Below are 22,779 nucleotides of genomic sequence, written 5' to 3' on the forward strand. Positions count from 1 at the left end.
CTGATCTCTTATCGCGGAGAGTTGCGCGAACCTGTCGCCTGCCAAGTCGAAATGGCCGTCCACACCAAGGCGCTGCTGGCCCAGCTGAACATCCCGACCTACCACTTCCACTGGCAGAAAGATGTCGAGGAGTTGGACAACATCCTGAAATACACCTTCATGTGCAACAAACCGGTGGCGATCCTGACGGACGCCAACTTCTGGGGAGGCTATGGCGACCAATGATCCGTTCTGAAATCCTGCGCGAGATCGCGCCCATCCTTCGTGACCAGCTGGTTGTCTGCAACATTGGCCTGCCCAGCCAGGAACTGCACATGATCGACGATCAGCCCACCAACTTTTACATGCTGGGCACCATGGGCCTATCCTCGTCCATCGGGCTTGGTCTGGCKCTGGCGCAAGACAAAACCGTGATCTCCATCGATGGGGACGGGTCGGTKCTGACCAACCTCGGCACGCTGCCGACCATCGCCAACAACGTGGCCGACAACTACATCCTGATGATCATCGACAACGGGTCGTATGGCTCGACCGGGGATCAGCCGACCTATGCGGGCAAGAAGACGGCGCTTGAGAAAGTGGCCGCGGCCTGCGGATGCGAGAACGTTGTCACCTGTCAGGACGTGGACACGGGCGCGACCTTGCAAGCGGCGATCGACAGCAAGCAGATGACGATCATCGTGGTGAAATGCGACAGCGGCAACATCAAGCTGCCGGTGATCACAATGGACCCCGTCGTCATCAAAGACCGCTTTATGAAGGCTGTGGCAAGCTAGGGGCCAGCCCTTAAAAGCCGACCCGGTCCCCGCCCTTCAGGGCGAGGATCTCGCGCGCCTCATCCGGAGTTGCGACTTTGTTGCCAAGATCCTCGACGATACGGCGGATCTTGGCGACCTGCTGGGCGTTGGATTCGGCCAACTCGCCGCGCTTGATGAACAGGCTGTCCTCCATGCCGACACGTACGTTGCCACCCATCTGACTTGCGGTCGTTGCAAGACCCATCTGTGCGCCACCAGCCCCCAGAACAGACCAGCGGTAGTCGTCGCCAAACAGGCGGTCTGCCGTGCGTTTCATAAAGATCAGGTTGTCCACCTCAGGCCCGATCCCGCCAAGGATGCCAAAGATGAATTGGATGAACACAGGCGCCTTGAACAGGCCCTGCGCCATGCAGAATTTCAGATTGTAGAGGTGGCCGACATCGTAACATTCGTGCTCGAACTTGATGTCATGCGGGGCAAGTGTCTCAGCGGCTTCGCGGATGTCGGCGAACGTGTTGCGGAAAATATTCGCTTCTGACCCCTCAACATAGTCCTTTTCCCAGTCGTACTTCCACGTGTCATAGCGCCCTGCGAGCGGGTGAAAGGCAAAGTTCATCGACCCCATGTTCAGGCTGCACATCTCGGGGGAAAACTTGGTCGCGGCCTCGATCCGTTCCTTGATCAACATGGTCGGCGCGCCGCCTGTGGTGATGTTGACCACGGCATTGGTGGATTGTTTTACCCGCGACAGGATGGGCGCGTAGTGGTCGGGGTTGACCGACGGGCGATAGTCCTGTGGGTCGCGCGTGTGCAGGTGCAGGATGGATGCCCCGGCCTCGGCGGCTGCAATCGCCTGTTCGGCAATCTCGTTCTGTGTAAGGGGCAGCGTGTCCGACATGGTGGGCGTGTGGATCGACCCGGTAACAGCGCAGGTGATGATCGTCTTGGATTTAGCCATGGGTCAGTCGCCTTTTGGTTTGGTGTTCACTCGGTAGCTGAGCGGGAAAAGTTCAAGGTCATAACGGTCGCGCACGAGGCCCCAGACACCTTTGGGCGCTTTGAGCATGACAACGATGGCAACAACTCCCAGTACCATAAGATAGATGGTGCCAAAGTCCGCCAGTGTTTCGCGCAGCAGGAAAAACAGGATCGTGCCGATGATCGGGCCTTCGAGTGTGCCGATTCCGCCGATCACCACGATGAAGATCACAAAGGCGGTCCAGTCGTTGACCGAAAACGCGGCATCGGGCGAGATACGTAGCTTTTGCAGGAACAACAGACCACCGATCACAGCTGTAAAGGCCGAGGTGACGACGTAGACCTCCAGCTTGGTTCGCCAGATGTCGATGCCAAGGCCACTGGCTGCCACTTCGCTGTCGCGGATGGCTGTCAGGGCCAGACCACGCCGCGAGCGCAAGAAGAGGTAGACGCAAGTGATCACAGTCACGGCTGCGCCTAGCGCCAGCCAATAGCTGAGCGCCTCACGACCCGAACGCGAGTCCGCAAGGCTGCGCACGATGTCGACGGGCAACGACGAGCCGGATCCACCACCAAGGGCAGAAATTTGCGCGAAGGTTAGCCTGAACACTTCGGCCACGACCCATGTGCCGATGGCGAAATAGGCCCCCTTGAGACGAAAGATCAGGGCCGCGATTGGCACCGAGATCAGCCCGGCAAGAACCCCGGCCAACAGGATCGCCACAATTGGGTGCAGCCCGCCAAAGATCGCCAGCGCGAACAGCATGTAGCCGCCAAACCCGACAAAGGCCTGCTGGCCCACTGATACCAGACCCGCGTAGCCCGCCATCAGGTTCCAGAGGCAGGCAAGGGACAGATACAGGAAAATCTCGCCCAACAGCCGCAAATCAGCACGGCCCGCCCACCAAGGGGCCGCGGCCAGCACGATTAGGGCGAGAACTGCAATGATCATTGCAACGCGAGACGCAGGAGTGGCGCGGGTGACGGTATTCAATGCTCGACCCTCGGGAACAGGCCGTTCGGGCGCACGGCCAGAACGACGAGGAAGGCGATGTGACCGGCCAGCACTTGCCAGCCCGGATCAATCTTGGCTCCGATGGTTTGGGCCACGCCAAGGATCACGCCGCCCGCCAAAGTGCCCCAGATGTTGCCAAGCCCGCCAATGATCACAGCCTCGAACCCGAATATAAGGCGCCCGCCCCCGATGGCCGGATCAAAGCTGGTGCGCACGCCTAGAAGGATGCCCGCAATCGCCGTGACTGCGAGCGCAAGCGCCATGGCGAGGCCGTAGATATGCGCCTTGTTCAGACCCATCAGTTGGGCAATGTCCTGATTGTCCGACACAGCGCGAAACCCGCGCCCGAGGGCCGTTGAGTAGAATATCCATTGCAGTCCCGCGATCACAACGATGGCCATGCCGAAGGTCAGCAATGGCAGAACACCCAGTGATAGCCCGCCGACAGCAATACTTGCCGTCTCTATCGCGCCCGCATTCAGCTTTTGCGGATCGGCGGTGTACCCTTCCAACAGCGCGTTTTGCACAATCACGGACAGACCGAACGTCACCAACAAGGGGGGCAGGATGTCGCTGCCAAGGGTCTTGTTCAGCAGGCCCCGTTGCAGGATGTACCCGATCCCGGCCATAGCGGGCATGACGATCAGAAGTGCCACGAAGGGGTGCACCCCAAGGAGCATTGTTGTGCTGAGGCCAAGATAGGCTGCGAGAATAATGAGGTCGCCATGCGCGATGTTGACCAGCCGCATGACACCGAAAATCAGCGACAACCCGGCAGCAAACAGCGCGTAAAGCCCGCCTAGCAGGATGCCCTGCACCACGGCATTGATCCATTCGATCATGCGTCTACTCCGAAATAGGCGGCTGTGATTTGGTCGCGGGTGATATCCTCGACCCGGCCCGTCAGCGACACGCGGCCCTCTTGCAGGCAGTAAACGCGCGAGGACACGGCCAGCGCCTTGGTGATGTCCTGCTCTACGATCAGGGCGGTCATGCCGCCGGAAATGATGTTGGGCAGTGCGTCATAGATTGATTTGATGGTGACGGGGGCAAGGCCAAGGCTGATCTCGTCAAAAAGGATCAGTTCGGGGTTGCTCATCAGCGCGCGGCCGATGGCGACCATCTGTTGCTGGCCGCCGGACAGGGATGTCGAGGGTTGGTTGCGTCGCTCTTTCAGGATTGGAAACAGGTCATAGACGGTGTCCAGTGACCACGGACCAGTCCGACCCACTGTGCTGCCCAACCGCAGATTTTCCTCGACCGACAAGGAGGGAAACAACTGCCGACCCTCTGGCACCAGCGCGATCCCAGCATAGGCGACCTGATCGGCCCGAAGTGCGCCAATGGTCTGTCCTTTGAAAGTGACCTGCGTTGCCTCGTTGCTGAGCAGCCCCGAAATCGAACGCATGAGCGTCGTCTTGCCCGCGCCATTGGCCCCTATTATGGCAATCACTTCGCCTGTCGCGATTTCCATATCCAGCCCGAACAGGGCCTGAAAATCCCCGTAATGGGCATCAAGCCCGCTGAGTTTCAACAATGGGTCAGACATCGGGATCGACCCCAAGATAGATTTCCTTGACCTCGGCGCTTTCCATGATGGCTTTGGGCGCGCCTTCGGCAATCTTTTTGCCAAAGTCTATGACGATCAGCCGTTCGACTACGGCCAGCAGCGCGTGCACCACGTGTTCAATCCAGATGATGGTCGTACCGTTCGCATTGACCCTCTTAATCGTATCTATCAAGGCGGTGCATTCTGCTTCGGTTAGGCCTCCTGCGATTTCATCAAGTAGTAAGAGCTTTGGTTTGGCCGCAAGCGCGCGTGCCATTTCCAGGCGTTTGCGGTCCAGCAGCGACAGCGCTCCGGCGCGGATATTGGCTTTGGGCAGCAGGCCGGTGTCTTCGAGAACAGCCAGCACATGGTCCTCTGCCTCATGACCGCGCAGTCCTGCGCCCTCAATCGCGCCGACCAGCGCGTTTTCAAAAACGGTCATTCCCCCAAAAGGCTGGGGCACCTGAAAAGACCGCGCGATGCCCAGTTTGCAGCGCCTCGCGGCCGAAGTGTTTGAGATGTCCTGACCGGCGAACGCGATTTGACCCGCGTCGGGTCCAAGTGCCCCGGTGATCAGGTTGAATAGGGATGTCTTGCCCGCCCCGTTGGGCCCCAGAATACCCACCGCCTCGCCGTGAGCCACGTCAAAGCTGGTGTCGTCGGCCACCACAACGGCGCCGAACGACTTTTTGAGGCCCGAGATGGACAGGAGGGCGGACACCTTTGTTTAGCCCAGCAGCTGCAATTCGCCGCCCACAGGGATGTCCGGAGCGTGCTTGTTGTTGGTGATCACCAACTCGACACCGTCACCTGCCGCTTGCCATTGGCCCGACACCAGCGGTGTCTTGGACACGTTCGGCACAGGCCCATTGGACCAGTTCACATCGCCGACGATGGTCGACATGTTCGTGCCTTTGATCGCTGCCGCGATGGCGTCTGGATCGTCCAGATCCTCGGCGCGGCTGATCGTGTCGGCGACAACTTCGAACAGCGCGTGCTTGAACCCGATGGGTTGGGTCCAAGGGCGGCCAGTGGCTTGCGAGAAACCAGCAGCCAGATCCCCGGCAGAGGCGCCTGTGAGGGACGAGCTGAACGGATGGCTTGGCGACCACCAGATTTCTGAAGTGAGGCCGACACCACGATCCCCCAATGCCTCGATGGCCGATGGGAACAGCAGGGCCTTGCCGATGGTTGCAACCTTGGGATTGAACCCCTGTTGCGCGGCCTGCGCCCAGAAGGTACCAAAGTCCGGCGGGATCATCACGCCCGTTACAATCTCGCATCCCGCATCTTTGAAGACCGCGATGTAGTTCGAGAAATCGTCGTTCAGAGGCTGATACCGACCGGGATCGACCAGATCGAAGCCTTGCTCGGCCAATGGGCCGGGCAGACCAAGTTTTGCATCGCCCCATGCGTTGCCGTCGGCGTCGTTGGGGAACAGCCCACCAACCTTCTTGGCGACGCCCGCGTCATTCCAAAGACCGGTAAAGTTGGCGATGATGTCCTCAAGGCCCCAGAAGAAGTGGTAAGTGTAGCGGAAACCTTCTGCCGGGTTGCCGCCGCGGCCAAAGAAGTAAGGCTGCCATGGGGCGTCGGTGGTGACGCACGGCACTTCGTTGATCTCGGCCTGATCCGCGACGGGGTTTGTCGTGTCCGGCGTCGCGGCGGCGGTGATGATGTCGACCTCGTCCGACAGGATCAGTTCGGCGGCGACTTCGGCGGCGCGGTTGGGGTTGGACTGGCTGTCCTTCTTAATGATCTCGATGTCATAGGATTTGCCGTTGTTCATGACACCGCCCGCAAACTTGGCGCGCAGACCTTCGATGATGTAGTCATCGGCTTCGGCAAATCCTGCAAGAGGGCCTGTCGTTGGCGTGACAAAGCCGACGCGAATTTTGGGGTTGGCGGCATAGGCGCGTGTGGATGTCAGGATGGCCGGTGCCGCGACTGTGGCGGCCAGTCCGCCCAGAACGGCGCGTCTGTTTGTTTTGAGTGTCATTTGTTATTCCTCCCAGAATTGTCAGTGCTTTAGTCGGGCAATATCGCCTCTAGTTTTTTTAGGTGTTCGGCCACGCGCGCTTTGGTGCGGGCCAGGTCTTCGGTCCTCCACTCCCGAAATCCAGCCCCGGCCGCCATACCGGTGCGTCCCTGATCCAGCAGGGACTGTAGGTGGGATGAGGGCGCAGGTGAGGCCTCCAAGTCAAACAAAACTTGGCGGTGAATGTCTTGGGTCAGCTCAATCCCAACCAGATCCGCGTTTTCCAGCGGGCCAAGGACCGCCAGCCGACGACCAAAGCTGGCCTTGACCACATCATCGACGGCTTCGGCGGTGCAAATCCCGTTTTCGACCAGACTGATCGCCTCGCGCCACAGCGCATGTTGCAGACGGTTGCCGATAAAACCGGGCACATCCTTTTCCACCATCACAGGTGTCTTGCCAGCGTCGCCCAGCAACGTGACCATCCCATCTGCGAGGGTGGAGTCGGTCCATTCGGTTTTCACCACTTCGACCAATGGGATCATGTGCGGGGGGTTCCACCAATGGGTGCCAAGGGCGCGATGGCGACCGTTCAGACCTTCCATGATCTTGGTGATCTGAATGACAGATGTGTTGGATGCTAACACCGCACTTTCGGGTGCGTGGGTTTCGATCTCGGCAAAGATCGACTGTTTGAGTTCGAGCTTTTCTGGCGCAGCCTCGAAGACATAGTCGGCTTTTTGAACCGCATCTTGGACAGCTCCGGCCAATTCGATGCGTCTGAGGGCGTTGGCGACTTCGGCTTCATCAGCACCCAGCAGCGCCATGCTTTCGGATACGCGCACTGGCACACTGTTCAGCATGTCGGTGTTGGGGTCGGTGACGGTCACGTCGTGCCCTGCGCGCGCAAAGGTTAGCGCGATGCCATGGCCCATCAGACCGCCGCCTATGACTGCGATCCGGCTCATCCTGCGGTGTATCCACCATCTGCATAGAGGATGTGGCCGGTGTAAAAATCAGAGGCCTTTGAGGACAGGAACAAGAGTGGCCCAGCCAGATCCTCAGGCTCGCCCAAGCGGCCCTTGGGCACACGGGCGAGGAACCCGCTGCGCACCGTTTTGGCGTGATCGTCGTCCCCGAACATCCATGCGGTGAGGGGAGAACGGAAGACTGTGGGCGCAATGGCGTTGACGGTGATGCCAGTGGGGCCAAGCTCGCATCCCAAAGCCTTGGTGATCCCATCTACAGCCGCCTTGGAGGCGCAATAGGCGGTGTAGCCCGCTGGATGGCCCAGCAGTCCACGGGCCGATGACATGAGCACAATCTTGCCCCCATCCCCTTGCGCCTGCATCTGCGTGCTGGCGGCGCGGGCCATCAACCAGCTTTGGGTGACATTGGCGTCCATGACATTTTCAAAGGTCGATGGCTCCATTTCGCCGATCTTGGCCACTTTATTCATGCCAGAGGCGACGACGAGAATATCGATGCGGCCATAGGTGGCGACGGTTTCGGCGACCAGTGCCGCACAAGCGTCTTCGGAGTCAGGACGGGCGTTGATCTGGTGTGTCTCGCCTTTGCATGTGTCAGCGACTTCGGCCATCGCGTCTGCATTGCCGGCGGCCAGAACAACTTTGGCACCGGCACCGGACAGACACCGCGCAGCCACCGCGCCAAAGGCACCCGAAGCGCCAGTGATCAGGGCGACCTTGCCAGAGACGTCAAAGAAAGAGAGCGGGTTGTCTAGGCTCAATTCAGGGCTCATGTCGGGCGTCCTCCTACAGGATATGGGATGACGACGAGCATTTTGCAGATGTGATTGCTGCGGTTCTCGATCTTGCGCACTTCGCCCGGCGGGATTGTGCAGCTGTCCATTGCGCTCAGCACAGTGTCAGTGCCGTCGATGGTGACCGTCATTTCGCCCTCAATGACCACATAGACCTTTTCAAAAGGGGTCGCGTCGGGGCCCGCGCCTCCTCCGGGCAAAAATTGAGAAAAGCCAATCCACTGGTTTTCAGGGCCGCCATTTTCAAACCCTTGCAGGCGCAGTCCGGTCACGCCCCAATGGTTCGGAGCCTCGTAAGAAGTGGCATCGTCAAAACGTTTGACTAACATCGCATATCCTTTCCGGTCGGTTGGGCGGAGGTGTCCTCCGCCTCCTGGTTCAGAAATCCGCGCCTGCTTCGATCCGATAGGCCTGATCTTTGTCCATCATCGCAACCAGACGGATGATGCACCCATCGCCGCGATCCCAGTTCCACGGGAAAAAGGCAAAGGTCACGCGCTTGCCGGTGACGCGATCCAGATCGCCGCCCACGTTTTCGATACCAAGGATACCGTTCTTGAACAGAGTCTGGTGCACAGGTTCCCATTCGGGAAAATCAACCTCCCAAGGGGTGCCGCCGGACCATTCGAGGTACTCGGCCTCAAGATGGGGTAGGATCGGGCCGTTGCGTTGTGGACCGATGGCCGTTGCCAACGGGTGATCGTTGGCTTGGGTGTCGTGACCAACCACCTTCACGCCCTTTTCGACCATCCAGTCGGCGGCCGAGGGCACAAGACCGGGGCAATAGGCAAAGTAATCGCCATCCTCATATTGCTTGTGCCAGCCGGTGTTGATGATCAGCACGTCGTTCTTGCGGATCGCATGACCGCATGCCTTTTCCAGGTCATCCGCCGTGATCTGTTCCCACTTTTTCTTGGGGATACTCACCACAAGGCCAGAGCCAAAGAAGTGGGGCAGCGGCACTTCGTCAATGAAAGGTGTGCCCTGTACGACGTGAGCAGGTGCATCGATGTGGGTCGTCACGTGCATCGTGGTTGTGATGGTCTGGGACAACACACCGGACTTCGCCATGTAGTGCTTTCGATCGATCTGGACGTCCTTGAAGTAGGGCCAGTTCGGGCACTGAAACCCGTAACGGTGGCTGAGGTTCACGAACTCGATCCCCATATCGTTGTTGTCGTTTTCCTGAAAATCGATCCCGCGAATATTAACGACCATCTGTTCCTCCCAAAACCGGTGTGTGGTGTTTCGCAATATGGTGCGAGTGTATCGCATAACGGTCAAGTCTTGTTTTCATCGCCCGTGTTTTCTAGGCTTGGCCATCCGCCAGCACGCGGGATCGGAAAGTGGAGCACAGGCTTGGACGGGCAAGATAATCAACGAAATCAGGGCATTCAGGTCATTTCCCGGGCGGCGGACATCCTCCGCCTGCTGGGGCAAGACACCGGAGGGCTGAGCCTTGGACAGATCGCGACTCGCGTTGGATTGCCCCGCTCTACGGTACAGCGGATCGTTTCGGCTCTGGCGGTTGAGGGGTTCATTTCGACCGAAAGAGGGGCCTCAGGAATCAGGCTTGGCCCAGAAATCCAAAGTCTGGGGCAGGCCGCATCATCGGATATGCGGGACCGGCTGCGCCCCATCATGCAGGCCATCGCTGATGAGACAGGCGAGACTGTCGACCTCGCCATTCTGGAGGGGTCAGCCATGTTGTTCATCGACCAGATTGTCGGCTCTCAACGTCTGCGCACAGTGTCGAGCATTGGGGAACGGTTTCCGCTGACCACAACGGCAAATGGCAAAGCGGCATTGGCCCGTATGGAGGCCACGCAGGCCACCAAACTGATCCTTGCGGAGTTGGAAGGCGACCCCGCCAAACCGTTGGCCACAATCCTGTCCGAGGTCGAGGATATCCGCCAAGGTGCGCTGGCCCATGATGAAAACGAACATACCGAAGGCGTTTGTGCGATTGGCTACGCCCTGCGCGATGTTGGGGGCGATATTTATGCCGTGTCGATCCCCGTACCCAGCACCCGCTATCCCCGGGTCAAAGATCGGCTGGCCGAGGTGATGGCCCGTCACATGACCAGTATCGGCCCCTGATCCAACGGGTCGCTGGCTGTCCTGCCGGTGTCGCGAATCCATTGGACATGTGCCGCCCGATGTCTGAGCCTTTCCCAAAAGCCAGTCACAGGGGATCGCCATGAATTCGCACTATCGGGTTGTCGTCATTGGGGGCGGCGTTGTTGGTACCTCCGTGCTGTATCACCTCGCTAAGATGGGGTGGAGCGATGTCTGCCTGATCGAACGTTCGGTCCTGACGGCCGGGTCCAGCTGGCACGCGGCAGGCGGTATTCATGCGCTGAACGCGGACCCCAACATCGCGCAGTTGCAGGCCTATACTATCGACCTGCTAAGCGAGATCGAGAAGGAATCCGGCCAGAATATTGGCCTGCATATGACCGGCGGTCTGACAATGGCCGGCACACCGGATCGTTGGGAATGGCTGCAATCGGCCTATCGCACCTTCCAGTCCATCGGGATTGACGATTGCCGTCTTGTCACCGTCGAAGAAGCGGTGGAACTGAACCCGATCATGTCTGGTGATGGTCTGTTGGGCGGCATGTGGGCAGACCGCGAAGGGTATATCGACACCACAGGCACGGTGCATGCCTATGCAGGTGCGGCCAAGAAATACGGCGCGACCGTCGTCGAACATAACCGCGTACTGGAATTAAATCAGACGTTGGAAGGGTGGGACATAGTCACTGAAAAGGGCACCGTTTCCTGTGAACATGTGGTCAATGCTGCGGGCCTTTGGGCCAAGCAAGTGGGGCGTATGGCTGGGGTCGAACTGCCGGTCTCACCACTCAAGCACCATTACTTTGTCACCGACACGGTGCCGGAATTGGCAGAGCTTGATTTCGAAGTGCCAATGACCGTGGACCTCGAGGGATTTACCTACACCCGGCAGGACCAAAACGGCCTGCTGGTCGGTATCTATGAGGTGAATACCGAACATTGGGCAATGGACGGTGCGCCTTGGGATTATGGAATGGAGCTGTTTCAGGAGCAAACCGACCGCATCGAGAACGAATTGATGATGGGCTATGGCCGCTATCCCGCGCTTGAGAATGTCGGTATCAAAACATGGGTCAACGGCGCCTTCACCTTCTCCCCCGACGGCAACCCATTGGTCGGCCCTGTGCCGGGCAAGCGTGGATACTGGTCGGCCTGCGCAGTCATGGCCGGGTTCCTGCAAGGCGGCGGCGTCGGCAAATCGCTGGCCGAATGGATGATCCACGGCGAACCAGAGGCGGATGTCTACGGTATGGACGTGGCTCGCTACGGCATCTGGGCCGAGAACAAGCAATACATCAAGGAAACGACCGGCCAGTTCTATTCCCGCCGCTTTGTGATGACCTATCCCAACGAACAACTGCCCGCGGGACGCCCGCTAAAGATGACTGGCATCTACGCCGATCAATCCGAGGCAGGGGCGGTTTGGGGCCAAAGTTGGGATCTGGAAGTGCCACTGTACTTCGCACCCAAGGGCTTTGCCGAAACCCCGTCGCTCAAACGCTCCAACGCGCATGAGATTGTGGGTGCAGAATGCCGCGCCGTGCGTGAGGCGGTCGGTTTGCTGGACATCACGGCCTTTTCGCGGTTCGAGGTCACAGGTCCCAATGCGCAAGCATGGCTGGACAAGCTCATGGCCTCAAAACTCCCCGCGCCGGGACGGGTCAAACTGGCCCCGATGCTCGGTGAAGACGGACGTCTCAAAGGCGATCTGACGATCTTTAACTGGGGAGACGGGCGATATTGGATCACCGGATCTTACTACCTGCGGGCGTGGCACATGCGCTGGTTCAATAAACATATGGAAGACGGCGTAGCCGTTCGTGATCTCGGCGATGAGATGGGCGGCCTTTCGTTGTCGGGGCCCAAATCCCGCGAGGTGTTGCGCGCCGCGCTGAGCGACGGCGATGCAGACGCGCTCAAGTTTATGGGCTGTGGTCAAATGGACGTGGGCCTTGTGCGTTGCCACGTCGGGCGGCTTTCGGTGGCGGGCGAGCTGGGTTTTGAGTTGCACTGCCGCGCTGGCGACCTCAAGGCATTGCGCGACACGCTGCTTGCGGCGGGTGCCGATCACGGAATGATCGAATATGGCTTTAATGCCCTGCTGTCCCTCCGCCTCGAAAAATCCTTTGGCATTTGGTCGGCAGAATTTACCCAAGGCTACACACCCGGCATGACGGGCATGGATCGTTGGATCGACTGGGACAAGGAATTTGTGGGCAAGGCCGCTGCTGTGGCTGAACGGGACGGAAACGGACCCGCGCAGCGGCAGGTCACCCTTGAGGTCGACGCAGATGGTGCGGATGCGTCCGGCTATGAGCCAATATGGAAAGATGGCGCACGCGTTGGCTTTGTCACCTCGGGCGGGTTTGGGCACACCACGGGCAAGTCTCTGGCCATGGCGCTGGTGGACACCGAACACAGCGGTGAAGGGTCAGACCTCAAGGTCCATATTGTTGGGGTAGAGCGTGACGCCAAGGTCATCGCAGCCTCCCCCTACGATCCGGCCGGCAAAGCGATGCGCCGGTGAGCGAACACCGCCCACGTCGCCGCGGGCGCGGCGCGCCACCCACCAAGACGCGCAGCACGGATTACAGCCAGTTGCGCAATCCGTTCCCGCCGATGAACGTGTTCTCTGACGACCGGATCGTTGCGATCCATGAGGCATCGCTGGACGTGTTGGAACGGCTTGGGATCAAGGTGCTTCACCCGGGGGCGCGGGCCGCGTTCAAAACCGCCGGTGCGCTCGTCGATGAAACATCGCAGATGGTCCATATCGGGCGCGACATTATCGAGGCGGCGCTGGCCACAGCCCCAAAGTCTTTCCCGGTGTTTGCAGGCAATCCCGCGCGTGACTTGCTGATGGAACTTGGCTCCATGGTTTTCCAACCTGGTGCGGGCTGTCCTCATGCCACCGATATCGAACGTGGCCGCCGTCCGGGCACCGAACAGGATTTTCGCGAGTTGATCAGCCTGACGCAGCATTTCGACGTGCTGCATATGATCCCGCCGCTGGTCGAACCGCAGGATGTGCCCATGCACCTGCGTCACTACGCGATGACCAAGGGGCAGATGGAACTGACGGACAAGGTCCCGTTCATCTATGCGCGCGGGGCCGGGCAAGTGGCCGAGTCTTTCGAGATGTTGCAATGCTTTCGCTGTCTCTCGGATGCCGATTTTGCTGCCAACTCGCACTGTTACACGATCATCAATACCAACTCACCGCGCCAACTTGATATACCGATGGCGCAAGGGGTCATGGATTTCGCCCGTGCCGGGCAAATGGCGATTATCACACCGTTTACGCTTATGGGGGCGATGGCCCCGATCACGGTCGCAGGCGCGATGACCCTGTCCCACGCAGAAGCACTGGCGGCGATCACGCTTGGGCAAATGATCAACCCCGGTGCGCCCGTGTGCTACGGCACGTTCACCTCCAACGTGGATATGAAATCCGGTGCGCCCATCTTTGGCACACCCGAACACTTCAAGGCATCGCTCGCGGCGGGGCAACTGGCGCGCCATATCGGTTTGCCATGGCGGTGCGCATCCGGTTCTGCGGCGAACCTTGGCGATGTGCAGGCGGCTAATGAAACGCAGTTCGGCACGTGGGGTTGCTTGCTTGCAGGGTCCACAGTGACGCTGCACGCCGCCGGATGGCTCGAAGGGGGTCTGACGATCTCTTACGAAAAGCTGATCACCGACGTCGAAGTGTTGCAAATGGTTGCTGAACTCTGCGTGCCAACTCCGGCGGAAGAGGCCGAGATTGCGCTCGATGCACTGGAAGAGGTGCAACCCGGCGGACATTTCTTTGGTGCGGCCCATACGATGGAACGGTACCAGACAGAATTCTACGAACCGCTTGTGGCCGATTTTTCCAACTTTGGTACGTGGACCGAACGGGGCAATGTCGATGCCACCACACGGGCGACCGATATCTGGAAAGGCATCCTGCGCGACTTCGTCCCTCCGACGGGGAATGGAGACCAGCTCGAAGAGTTGGACCGCTATATCGCAACAGCCACGGCAAGGGGCGGCTGCGCCCCCGAAAGCTGATCTTGCACGCACCAAGGTGCCGCGTGTAGCACTGTACCCATGATCAAGGGCAGGGGATAATGCGCACACAAGTTGTGATCGTCGGCGGCGGGCCGTCCGGGTTGTTACTAGGGCAGTTGTTGCACCTTGCCGGGATCGACGCGGTCATTCTCGAACGCAAATCGCGCGACTACGTTCTGGGCCGTATCCGCGCGGGTGTGCTGGAACGGGGGCTGGTAGACCTGATGGGTCAAGCTGGCGTCGATGCTCGGATGAAGACCGAAGGTTTCGTCCATGATGGCACGCTGATCGGTTATGATGGCGAAATGTTCCGGGTCGACTTTGCGCACCATACGGATGCGACTGTCATGGTCTATGGCCAGACCGAAGTGACGCGCGATCTCTATGATGCACGTGATGCCACCGGGGGCGACACCCGCTTTGAAGTCGACAATGTGGTCATCCACGACGCGGACACGGACGCACCCTTCGTGACCTTTGATCAGGGCGGGGAAAGCCATCACATTGATTGTGATTTCGTTGCGGGCTGTGACGGTTTCCACGGGGTCAGCCGCAAGACAATTCCTGATGCCGTGCGGACTGATTTTGAAAAGGTCTATCCCTTTGGCTGGCTTGGTGTGCTGTCCGAAACACCGCCTGTGAACGATGAACTGATCTATGCCAATTCAGCCCGTGGTTTTGCCTTGTGTTCGATGCGCAACGCGCAACTGAGCCGCTATTACATTCAGTGCGATACGGCTGACAGCCCGGACAACTGGACCGATGACGCCTTCTGGGATGAACTGCGCCGCAGAATTCCAGCAGAGGCAGCAGAGACTCTGATCACCGGTCCAAGCATCGAAAAATCGATCGCCCCCTTGCGCAGTTTCGTGACCGAACCGATGCGCTGGGGCCGCTTGTTCCTGTGCGGGGATGCTGCACACATCGTGCCGCCGACCGGCGCCAAGGGGCTCAACACCGCCGCGTCGGATGTGCATTACCTCAACCAAGGTCTGCGCCAGTTCTACGCCGACGGCGACAGTCACGGCATCGACACATATTCGCAAAAGGCGTTGGCGCGGGTCTGGAAAACGCAGCGCTTCAGTTGGTGGTTTTCAAACCTGATGCACCACTACCCGGGCCAGACCGATTTCGACAAAAAGATGCAACTGGCCGAACTCGCCTTTTTGCGCGACAGCCCAGAGGCGCAGGCCGCTATGGCGTTGAATTATGTTGGGCTGCCCTACTAGACGCCTACAATTTGGTGCGCATCTGATGGCCCGGCGCAAACAGCAATCGAACCTTGGTGACAGACGCATCGCCATCCCACGTCAAACGGTCGACCGCAAACAGTGCGGCGCCCTCGGGGCACGCCAACAGTTCAGCCTCGTCCTCTCCCGCATTCACGGCTGAAAAGGCAATCTCACCGTCTGAGTAGGGCGCATGGCGCAACAGCCATTCATTGGCGCTCAGGTTTTGAAATGGCTCATCCTGCGCGCCCGGAACCACTTGTAGATTGATCCAGCGGCTCTCCAGCGCATAGGGCATATCATCCGCCAGATGCAGCGCGCGGATGTAAAGCATGACAGTTTCTGCGGGCATGCGCATCGCCGCACTGACGTCCAGCGGAGGAACGCTCAAGGTCCGCGCGACCCGTTGATAGCTGTACTTTTGACCACGTTCTTCGATCTCATGCCGGATCACGGCGATGCTTAGGGTTGCCTTTGCAATGGGTTGCGCAGCCACGCGGGTCCCTGCCTTGCGGCGTCGATCCAGCCAACCGGCCTCGGCCAGGCTGCGCAAAGCGCGGTTGACGGTTGAACGCGCGCACCCAAATTCGACAGCCAGGTCTGCTTCGTTTGGGATCATCGCACCCGGCTCCCACATACGGGTGCGAATGCGGCGCAGGACTTCGTCTTGCACAGATTGCCAGTCGCGAAAGGCAGGTGAATTCATATGGCGTCCCTCAAGGCGTCTAGGGTCTTTTTGTAAGCAGCGACGATGCGCGGGCGATGGATATGCAAACCATCACGCACCATGTGACGACCAGCAGCCCACACGTCTTGGACCAAGCGGTCATCAGACGCAAATATCCACGCATCAAGGATTTGATCAGCGCTGCGACCCCAAAGGTGTTCCGACGCTGTATCAAGGGCCATCAGGTCTGCCCATTGGCCCTCTGCGATCTGCCCGCTGGCGCGATCCGTTGCCTGTGCCCCGCCCTGCGACACCTTATCAAACACCTGCCGCCCTGTGGATTTGTCCGTCGTAGCCAACGCTGCGCGTGTCCCATCCCGCAGCCGCTGCGAATAGTCGAGCATGCGTAGCTCCTCACTCAGCGAAATACGGATATTGCTGTCAGAGCCTATGGCAAATGTACCTCCTGCATCACACCACCGGACCCCGTCAAAGATGCCATCGCCCAGACTGCTTTCAGTGATCGGGCAAAGGCCTGCAACCGCGCCCGATCGGGCCAGCCGTACAGTTTCGTCTGGTGTCATCTGCGTACAATGGATCAGACACCAGCGGTTCGTCACGTCCATATTGTCCAGCGCCCATGTCACGGGTCGGGACTGTAGATGTTGCAGAACTTCGTCCACTTCAGCGCGCTGTTCAGCCAAATGCATATGGATAGGACCACTTGGGAACAGGTCTGTGTAAGTGGTCAGGTCTTGCGTCCCGACAGCGCGCAGCGAATGTGGGGCGACGCCCGATGTCGCATCGTCCGGCAAGTGCCGAAGAGAGGTGGCCGCATCGCCACAAAGCGATTGAAACCGCTCCATCGAATTGCCAAAGCGGATTTGACCGGGCCCCAAAGCACGCCGATCACAGCCCCCAAACTCATAGTGGACGGGAAGCAGACACAGCCCGATCCCTGTCTGTGCAGCAGCAGCGCATATGCGTTCAGATGTTTCGGCGAGCGCATCATAGGGCGCGCCGCCCGGTTGATGGTGGAGGTAATGGAACTCGGTATTCGTGGCATATCCCGCCTCCAGCATCTCCATCTGAACCAGCGCGGTGATCGCCTCGATATGATCTGGGGTCAGCCGATCCAGAAACCGGTACATCAGTTGGCGCCACGTCCAGAAACTGTCGGTCGGATCAGGCCCACGCGCTTCTGTAAGACCTGCCATCGCGCGCTGAAAGGCGTGGCTGTGAACGTTGACGGGGGCGGGCAACAGACAAGGCACAGTCGTTCCGGCCCGTGGAACCGACGACACAACCGAGTGAATACGGCCATTCGCATCGACATCCACGCGGACCTGTTCCGCCCAGCCAGAGGGCAGCAAAGCCGTTTCAGCCCAGATCGTTTGCATTACCGCCTCGCTTGACAGATTAATATGTGCATGCATAAAAACATTAAAGCCAACCTATCGCAAGTGAGTCGCCCCAGTGCTTTTGACCAATGCCACCATTGCCACATTGCGTACCGACGACACGTTCGGCCTAATCGAAGCGGGCGCCGTCGTGTTGGACGGTGACCGCATTTCGTGGGTCGGAGCGGAACGTGACCTCCCCGATAGCTACGCCTCTCTCCCAGTACGGAATCTGGACGGTCGGCTTGTGACCCCGGCATTGATCGACTGCCATACCCACGTCGTGTTTGGCGGCAATCGGGCCGCAGAGTTTGAACAGCGACTGAACGGGGCCAGCTATGCAGAGGTGGCCAAAGCAGGTGGCGGGATCGTCTCTACCGTCAAGGCCACGCGCGCGGCTGACCCTGAAACTCTCCTCGCCGATGCGCTGACACGTGTTGACGCGTTGATCGCCGAAGGCGTCACGGTGATCGAGGTGAAGTCCGGATACGGCCTTGATCAGGACACTGAGTTGAAAATGCTGCGGGTCGCGCGCCAGATCAGTGCCAAGCGCCCCGTGGACATCCGCACCAGCTTCTTGGGCGCGCATGCGGTCCCGCCAGAATTCATCGGCGATCCGGATGCGTATATCGATACTGTGTGCATCCCAACGCTACGCGCCGCCCATGCCGAAGGGTTGGTGGATGCAGTGGATGGATTTTGCGAAGGCATCGCCTTTGACACAGCCCAAATCGCCCGGATCTTTGATGTGGCCCGAGAACTGGGCCTGCCAGTCAAACTGCATGCGGAACAACTGTCGCATATGGGTGGGGCGCAATTGGCGGCGCGCTACGGGGCGTTAAGCGCGGACCATGTTGAGTACACGACTGAAACTGATGCTAAATTCATGGCCAAGGCAGGTACTGTCGCAGTTCTGTTGCCGGGCGCATTCTACACATTGAGAGAAACTCAATCGCCGCCAGTCGAGGCCTTCCGCACCCACCGCGTGCCCATGGCACTGGCGACGGACTGCAACCCCGGCTCTTCCCCCCTGGCCTCGCTCTTGCTGGCGATGAACATGGGTTGCACCCTGTTTCGGCTAACCCCGCTCGAAGCGCTGTTGGGCGTCACGGCACATGCGGCCAACGCGCTGGGCATGACCGACCGAGGCAGGATCGCGCCCGGCGCGCAGGCCGATTTGTGCGTTTGGGACGTGCAGCATCCGGCAGAACTGGCCTATCGCATCGGGTTCAACCCGCTGCATGCGCGAATTTTCAGGGGGCAGCTATGATCCTGATACCGGGAGAGACCACGCTCTCACAATTACACGCCATCTGGTCAGAGCAGGGCCCCGTGACCCTTGATCCGTCATCCCACGAAGGGATCAAAGCCGCTGCCAAAGCAGTGGAACTGGCCGCCGCTGGGGATCAGGCCGTCTATGGGATCAACACGGGCTTTGGCAAACTCGCAAGCGTCAAGATTGCGCCTGCGGGCGTCGCCCGTTTGCAGCGCAACCTGATCCTGTCCCACTGCTGTGGGGTGGGCGATCCACTGGATGCTGCCACCACACGACTGATGATGGCCTTGAAACTGCTGTCCCTCGGGCGCGGAGCATCGGGTGTAAGCATGGGCATCATCACGCAGATCGAAAGGATGCTCGCCAAAGACGTCCAGCCTGTCATCCCGTCACAGGGGTCAGTTGGGGCCTCGGGAGATCTAGCACCATTGGCGCATATGGCCGCCGCCATGATGGGCGAGGGTGAGGCAACTTTCGAAGGCCAACGCATGCCTGCTGGTCGGGCGCTTAATCAGGCAGGGCTGACCCCTGTCACGCTTGGGGCCAAGGAAGGGCTCGCCCTGATCAATGGTACCCAGTTTTCGACAGCCTGCGCGCTTGTTGGCCTTTGGGGGGCTTGGCAAAATGCTGCGACCTCCGTTGTCACCTGTGCACTTTCGACAGACGCGATCATGGGGTCCACTGCTCCCTTACAGGATGCGATCCATACCTTGCGCGGCCATGCGGGGCAGATTGCCGTCGCACGCGCGCAGCGTGACCTCATGCAAGGCTCCGAAATCCGGGATAGTCACCGTGACGGGGACACCCGAGTGCAAGATCCGTATTGCATCCGCTGCCAACCGCAAGTGACCGGGGCCACTATGGACCTGTTGCACTTTGCCGGGCGTACTCTCGAGGTCGAGGCCAACGCGGTCACTGACAATCCGCTGGTGCTGGTGGACGATGATCTGATTGTGTCCGGGGGTAATTTTCACGCTGAACCGGTCGGCTTTGCCGCCGACCAGATCGCCATCGCCATTTCCGAGATCGGGGCCATAGCGCAGCGGCGTGTGGCGCTTATGGTGGACCCAACGCTGTCCTTTGATTTGCCCCCGTTCCTCACTCCGGATCCGGGTCTGAATTCCGGTCTTATGATCGCCGAAGTCACAACCGCCGCGCTGATGAGCGAAAACAAGCATCTGGCCAACCCCTGCACGACTGACAGCACACCAACCTCCGCCAATCAGGAAGACCACGTGAGCATGGCCGCCCATGCCGCGCGTCGCCTGGAGCGGATGAACGCCAACCTCAACGTGATTTTGGGGGTCGAAGCGATCTGCGGCGCACAAGGCATTGCCTTTCGTGCGCCCTTGCAGACTAGCAAACCCTTGAAGCAGGCCATTGACGTGCTGCGCCGCGACGTGCCCGCGATTGGCGAGGACAGGTACATGGCCCCCGACATCGAAGCCGCTGCGCGTTTTGTTGCAACCGGCGCGCTGTGTGATGCAGTAGCCCTGCCAGCCTTCGTCAAAGGACAAGACGCATGACGCCCGTCACTGTCATTCAGGGAGACGGCCCACTTGTCCTCGGCATCCCCCATGCGGGTACGTATGTGCCGCCAGAAATCATGGCCAACCTGAACAGCAATGGGCAGGCGCTCGCGGATACGGATTGGCACATTGATCAACTCTACGCCGATCTGTTGCCGGGGTTGGGTGTGGTGCGGGCAAACTTTCACCGCTACGTCATTGATGCCAACCGTGATCCGGCAGGCGCAAGCCTCTACCCCGGACAGAATACCACAACGCTGGTGCCGCTGACCGATTTTGATGGGGCGCCGATCTGGACCGACCCGCCCACCGGTGCTGACATTGAAACCCGACGGGCAAACTACCACGCTGCATATCACGCAGCACTACAGTCCGAACTGACCCGAGTTCAGGCCAAACATGGCATCGCCATCCTGTATGACTGCCACTCTATTCGCTCACATATTCCCTTCCTCTTCGATGACATACTGCCCGATTTCAACATTGGCACGGACCAAGGGAAAACCTGTGCACCGCAGATCACGGAGGTTGTTCAAGGCATTTGCAAGACTGCGCCCGGGTATTCATCTGTCCTGAACGGGCGCTTCAAAGGTGGGTGGACCACACGGCATTACGGCCAACCAGAACGGGGCATCCACGCGATCCAGATGGAACTGGCCCAATCCACGTATCTGCAAAACGAAGCGGCCCCGTGGACCTATGACGCGACCAAAGCCGCAGGCCTGCGCCACCACCTGACCCACATTCTGGCAAGCCTGACTGCGCTTGCCCCAACTCTAGGAGCCTCCTCATGACGTCCCCCCGCCACAACATCCGCGACGTCTTTGCCCCCACCGGCCCGGACATCACCGCCAAAAGTTGGCTGACCGAAGCGCCTATGCGCATGCTGATGAACAACCTGCACCCGGACGTGGCCGAGAACCCGCACGAACTTGTGGTCTATGGGGGTATCGGTCGGGCTGCGCGGACGTGGGAGGATTTCGATCGCATCGTTGCCGCGCTCAAAGACCTCGAGGACACCCAGACGCTGCTGGTGCAGTCAGGCAAACCTGTGGGCGTGTTCAACACACACAAAGACGCCCCCCGCGTGTTGATCGCCAATTCCAACCTCGTCCCGCACTGGGCGACTTGGGAGCATTTCAACGAACTCGATAGGCGGGGCCTCGCGATGTACGGGCAAATGACCGCTGGATCGTGGATCTACATCGGGACGCAAGGGATCGTGCAGGGCACTTATGAGACCTTCATGGAGGCGGGGCGGCAGCACTACGACGGCAACCTAACAGGCCGCTGGATCCTGACCGGTGGACTGGGCGGGATGGGCGGGGCGCAACCGCTTGCTGCCGTGATGGCCGGGGCATGTTGCCTGGCCGTGGAATGCGATGAAACGCGCGCCGATTTCCGACTGCGAACCCGGTATGTCGATGAAAAGACTCATGATCTCGACACTGCTCTGTCGATGATCGAGGAATGGACGCAAGCAAGCCAAACCAAATCGGTCGCCCTCATTGGCAACGCAGCGGACGTTTTCCCCGAACTCGTCAGGCGCGGTGTCAGGCCGGACATGGTCACGGACCAGACCTCGGCCCACGATCCTATCCACGGCTACCTGCCATTGGGCTGGACCGTCGCAGAGTGGCGCGTCAAACAAGAGACCGCACCTAAAGAGGTCGAAAAGGCCGCGCGTGCGTCAATGAAGGTGCAAGTCGCCGCGATGGTGGATTTCTGGAACGCCGGCGTGCCGACGCTGGATTACGGCAACAACATACGGCAAGTCGCACAAGAAGAAGGGCTTGAAAATGCATTCGCTTTCCCAGGCTTCGTGCCCGCCTACATCCGCCCGCTGTTTTGCCGCGGGATTGGACCTTTCCGGTGGTGTGCACTGTCGGGCGATCCCGAAGATATCTACAAAACCGACGCCAAGGTGAAAGAGCTGGTAGACGATCCGCACCTGCACAACTGGCTCGACATGGCACGGGAACGGATCGCGTTTCAGGGGCTGCCAGCGCGTATCTGCTGGGTGGGTCTGGGCATACGGCACAAACTGGGGCTGGCGTTCAATGAGATGGTGAGGACCGGCGAACTCTCCGCTCCGATCGTGATCGGACGGGACCATCTTGATTCAGGGTCTGTCGCCTCTCCCAACCGGGAAACAGAGGCGATGAAAGACGGCTCTGACGCGGTTTCTGACTGGCCGCTGCTGAACGCGATGCTGAACGTCGCAAGCGGGGCGACTTGGGTGTCGCTGCACCACGGAGGTGGAGTTGGTATGGGCTTTTCCCAACACTCTGGCATGGTGATCTGCTGTGACGGGACAGAAGACGCCGACAGGCGGATCGCCAATGTGCTGTGGAACGATCCGGCGACAGGCGTGATGCGGCACGCCGATGCAGGGTATCAGGATGCTCTGGATTGCGCGCGCGATCAGGGGCTGAACTTGCCAGCAATCCTCGGGGGATAACGGAAGCGCCAACCGCCTGGTCGA

The 22,779-nt window shown here is 59.6% G+C and carries 21 protein-coding genes and 1 pseudogene; 10 read left to right on the forward strand and 12 right to left on the reverse strand.

Annotated elements, in window-relative coordinates:
* Both DHN60_RS20395 and comE read left to right on the forward strand, forming a co-directional pair.
* Positions 1-225, forward strand: a pseudogene (locus tag DHN60_RS20395) (sulfopyruvate decarboxylase subunit alpha); the annotation flags it as partial.
* The gene (gene comE, locus DHN60_RS20400) at positions 222-776 is read left to right on the forward strand and encodes a sulfopyruvate decarboxylase subunit beta (RefSeq protein ID WP_108839158.1); all 555 of its coding nucleotides are present in this window, start codon (positions 222-224) and stop codon (positions 774-776) included. The pseudogene DHN60_RS20395 and the gene comE, both read left to right, overlap by 4 nt.
* Before the next feature lie 10 nt (positions 777-786).
* Here comE and DHN60_RS20405 read toward each other — a convergent pair whose 3' ends face one another.
* The 10 genes from DHN60_RS20405 to DHN60_RS20450 are packed head-to-tail and all read right to left on the reverse strand — an operon-like array spanning position 787 to position 9,279.
* A complete protein-coding gene (locus DHN60_RS20405) occupies positions 787-1,716 on the reverse strand; it encodes a 3-keto-5-aminohexanoate cleavage protein (RefSeq protein WP_108839159.1) in 930 nt (309 codons plus the stop codon).
* 3 nt (positions 1,717-1,719) lie between these two features.
* On the reverse strand, positions 1,720-2,688 hold the full coding sequence (locus DHN60_RS20410) for a branched-chain amino acid ABC transporter permease (protein WP_108839160.1): 969 nt from the start codon (positions 2,686-2,688) through the stop codon (positions 1,720-1,722).
* A gap of 38 nt (positions 2,689-2,726) precedes the next feature.
* Complete coding sequence (locus DHN60_RS20415) at positions 2,727-3,593, reverse strand: branched-chain amino acid ABC transporter permease (protein ID WP_306416023.1); 867 nt, start codon at positions 3,591-3,593, stop codon at positions 2,727-2,729.
* The gene (locus DHN60_RS20420; protein ID WP_108839161.1) at positions 3,590-4,300 is read right to left on the reverse strand and encodes an ABC transporter ATP-binding protein; all 711 of its coding nucleotides are present in this window, start codon (positions 4,298-4,300) and stop codon (positions 3,590-3,592) included. Before DHN60_RS20420 ends, DHN60_RS20415 begins: the two co-directional genes overlap by 4 nt.
* Positions 4,293-5,021, reverse strand: a complete 729-nt coding sequence (locus DHN60_RS20425) for an ABC transporter ATP-binding protein (RefSeq protein ID WP_108839162.1) — start codon at positions 5,019-5,021, stop codon at positions 4,293-4,295. Before DHN60_RS20425 ends, DHN60_RS20420 begins: the two co-directional genes overlap by 8 nt.
* A gap of 6 nt (positions 5,022-5,027) precedes the next feature.
* Entirely contained in the window at positions 5,028-6,299 is a 1,272-nt protein-coding gene (locus tag DHN60_RS20430) for an ABC transporter substrate-binding protein (protein ID WP_108839163.1), read from the reverse strand.
* A gap of 29 nt (positions 6,300-6,328) precedes the next feature.
* Entirely contained in the window at positions 6,329-7,246 is a 918-nt protein-coding gene (locus DHN60_RS20435) for a 3-hydroxyacyl-CoA dehydrogenase family protein (RefSeq protein ID WP_108839164.1), read from the reverse strand.
* On the reverse strand, positions 7,243-8,040 hold the full coding sequence (locus DHN60_RS20440; RefSeq protein ID WP_108839165.1) for an SDR family NAD(P)-dependent oxidoreductase: 798 nt from the start codon (positions 8,038-8,040) through the stop codon (positions 7,243-7,245). The genes DHN60_RS20435 and DHN60_RS20440 overlap by 4 nt, the downstream gene beginning before the upstream one ends.
* Positions 8,037-8,390: a cupin domain-containing protein gene (locus tag DHN60_RS20445; protein WP_108839166.1), complete on the reverse strand. Its 354-nt coding sequence runs from the start codon at positions 8,388-8,390 to the stop codon at positions 8,037-8,039. Before DHN60_RS20445 ends, DHN60_RS20440 begins: the two co-directional genes overlap by 4 nt.
* 49 nt (positions 8,391-8,439) lie before the next feature.
* Positions 8,440-9,279, reverse strand: a complete 840-nt coding sequence (locus DHN60_RS20450; RefSeq protein ID WP_108839167.1) for a cyclase family protein — start codon at positions 9,277-9,279, stop codon at positions 8,440-8,442.
* A gap of 141 nt (positions 9,280-9,420) precedes the next feature.
* Between DHN60_RS20450 and DHN60_RS22425 the strand changes: the two genes are divergently transcribed.
* From DHN60_RS22425 to pobA, 4 genes are all read left to right on the forward strand, one after another.
* The gene (locus tag DHN60_RS22425; protein ID WP_159089322.1) at positions 9,421-10,161 is read left to right on the forward strand and encodes an IclR family transcriptional regulator; all 741 of its coding nucleotides are present in this window, start codon (positions 9,421-9,423) and stop codon (positions 10,159-10,161) included.
* A 100-nt stretch (positions 10,162-10,261) separates the two neighbouring features.
* Entirely contained in the window at positions 10,262-12,667 is a 2,406-nt protein-coding gene (locus tag DHN60_RS20460) for an FAD-dependent oxidoreductase (RefSeq protein WP_108839169.1), read from the forward strand.
* Positions 12,664-14,193: a trimethylamine methyltransferase family protein gene (locus tag DHN60_RS20465; protein ID WP_108839170.1), complete on the forward strand. Its 1,530-nt coding sequence runs from the start codon at positions 12,664-12,666 to the stop codon at positions 14,191-14,193. Before DHN60_RS20460 ends, DHN60_RS20465 begins: the two co-directional genes overlap by 4 nt.
* Positions 14,194-14,252: 59 nt before the next feature.
* Positions 14,253-15,422, forward strand: coding sequence for a 4-hydroxybenzoate 3-monooxygenase (gene pobA, locus DHN60_RS20470; protein ID WP_108839171.1), 1,170 nt, complete (start codon positions 14,253-14,255; stop codon positions 15,420-15,422).
* A 4-nt stretch (positions 15,423-15,426) separates the two neighbouring features.
* Here pobA and DHN60_RS20475 read toward each other — a convergent pair whose 3' ends face one another.
* Positions 15,427-16,128: a UTRA domain-containing protein gene (locus DHN60_RS20475; RefSeq protein WP_108839172.1), complete on the reverse strand. Its 702-nt coding sequence runs from the start codon at positions 16,126-16,128 to the stop codon at positions 15,427-15,429.
* Positions 16,125-17,489 carry a formimidoylglutamate deiminase gene (locus DHN60_RS20480; RefSeq protein WP_108839173.1) on the reverse strand — a complete coding sequence of 455 codons (1,365 nt, stop codon included), beginning with the start codon at positions 17,487-17,489 and terminating at the stop codon, positions 16,125-16,127. Before DHN60_RS20480 ends, DHN60_RS20475 begins: the two co-directional genes overlap by 4 nt.
* 76 nt (positions 17,490-17,565) lie before the next feature.
* On the opposite strand from DHN60_RS20480, the gene hutI reads away from it, so the two are divergent.
* From hutI to hutU, 4 genes are read left to right on the forward strand one after another with little or no spacing between them, the layout of a single operon-like run.
* Positions 17,566-18,759 (forward strand): imidazolonepropionase, encoded by a 1,194-nt coding sequence (gene hutI, locus DHN60_RS20485; RefSeq protein WP_108839174.1) that lies wholly within the window; start codon positions 17,566-17,568, stop codon positions 18,757-18,759.
* Complete coding sequence (hutH, locus tag DHN60_RS20490) at positions 18,756-20,291, forward strand: histidine ammonia-lyase (protein ID WP_108839175.1); 1,536 nt, start codon at positions 18,756-18,758, stop codon at positions 20,289-20,291. Before hutI ends, hutH begins: the two co-directional genes overlap by 4 nt.
* A complete protein-coding gene (gene hutG / locus DHN60_RS20495) occupies positions 20,288-21,088 on the forward strand; it encodes an N-formylglutamate deformylase (protein ID WP_108839176.1) in 801 nt (266 codons plus the stop codon). The genes hutH and hutG overlap by 4 nt, the downstream gene beginning before the upstream one ends.
* On the forward strand, positions 21,085-22,755 hold the full coding sequence (gene hutU, locus DHN60_RS20500) for a urocanate hydratase (RefSeq protein WP_108839177.1): 1,671 nt from the start codon (positions 21,085-21,087) through the stop codon (positions 22,753-22,755). The genes hutG and hutU overlap by 4 nt, the downstream gene beginning before the upstream one ends.
* Positions 22,756-22,779 lie beyond the last annotated feature (24 nt).

The sequence above is a fragment of the Tateyamaria sp. Alg231-49 genome, from assembly GCF_900143535.1.
GTDB lineage: Bacteria > Pseudomonadota > Alphaproteobacteria > Rhodobacterales > Rhodobacteraceae > Tateyamaria.

Bases quoted from the DNA above. Each gene is read 5' to 3' on its own strand.
- DHN60_RS20405 (WP_108839159.1), bottom strand. From the start codon at position 1,716: ATGGCTAAATCCAAGACGATCATCACCTGCGCTGTTACCGGGTCGATC.
- DHN60_RS20410 (WP_108839160.1), bottom strand. From the start codon at position 2,688: ATGATCATTGCAGTTCTCGCCCTAATCGTGCTGGCCGCGGCCCCTTGG.
- DHN60_RS20415 (WP_306416023.1), bottom strand. From the start codon at position 3,593: ATGATCGAATGGATCAATGCCGTGGTGCAGGGCATCCTGCTAGGCGGG.
- DHN60_RS20420 (WP_108839161.1), bottom strand. From the start codon at position 4,300: ATGTCTGACCCATTGTTGAAACTCAGCGGGCTTGATGCCCATTACGGG.
- DHN60_RS20430 (WP_108839163.1), bottom strand. From the start codon at position 6,299: ATGACACTCAAAACAAACAGACGCGCCGTTCTGGGCGGACTGGCCGCC.
- DHN60_RS20435 (WP_108839164.1), bottom strand. From the start codon at position 7,246: ATGAGCCGGATCGCAGTCATAGGCGGCGGTCTGATGGGCCATGGCATC.
- DHN60_RS20440 (WP_108839165.1), bottom strand. From the start codon at position 8,040: ATGAGCCCTGAATTGAGCCTAGACAACCCGCTCTCTTTCTTTGACGTC.
- DHN60_RS20445 (WP_108839166.1), bottom strand. From the start codon at position 8,390: ATGTTAGTCAAACGTTTTGACGATGCCACTTCTTACGAGGCTCCGAAC.
- DHN60_RS20450 (WP_108839167.1), bottom strand. From the start codon at position 9,279: ATGGTCGTTAATATTCGCGGGATCGATTTTCAGGAAAACGACAACAAC.
- DHN60_RS20460 (WP_108839169.1), top strand. From the start codon at position 10,262: ATGAATTCGCACTATCGGGTTGTCGTCATTGGGGGCGGCGTTGTTGGT.
- pobA (WP_108839171.1), top strand. From the start codon at position 14,253: ATGCGCACACAAGTTGTGATCGTCGGCGGCGGGCCGTCCGGGTTGTTA.
- DHN60_RS20475 (WP_108839172.1), bottom strand. From the start codon at position 16,128: ATGAATTCACCTGCCTTTCGCGACTGGCAATCTGTGCAAGACGAAGTC.
- DHN60_RS20480 (WP_108839173.1), bottom strand. From the start codon at position 17,489: ATGCAAACGATCTGGGCTGAAACGGCTTTGCTGCCCTCTGGCTGGGCG.
- hutH (WP_108839175.1), top strand. From the start codon at position 18,756: ATGATCCTGATACCGGGAGAGACCACGCTCTCACAATTACACGCCATC.
- hutG (WP_108839176.1), top strand. From the start codon at position 20,288: ATGACGCCCGTCACTGTCATTCAGGGAGACGGCCCACTTGTCCTCGGC.
- hutU (WP_108839177.1), top strand. From the start codon at position 21,085: ATGACGTCCCCCCGCCACAACATCCGCGACGTCTTTGCCCCCACCGGC.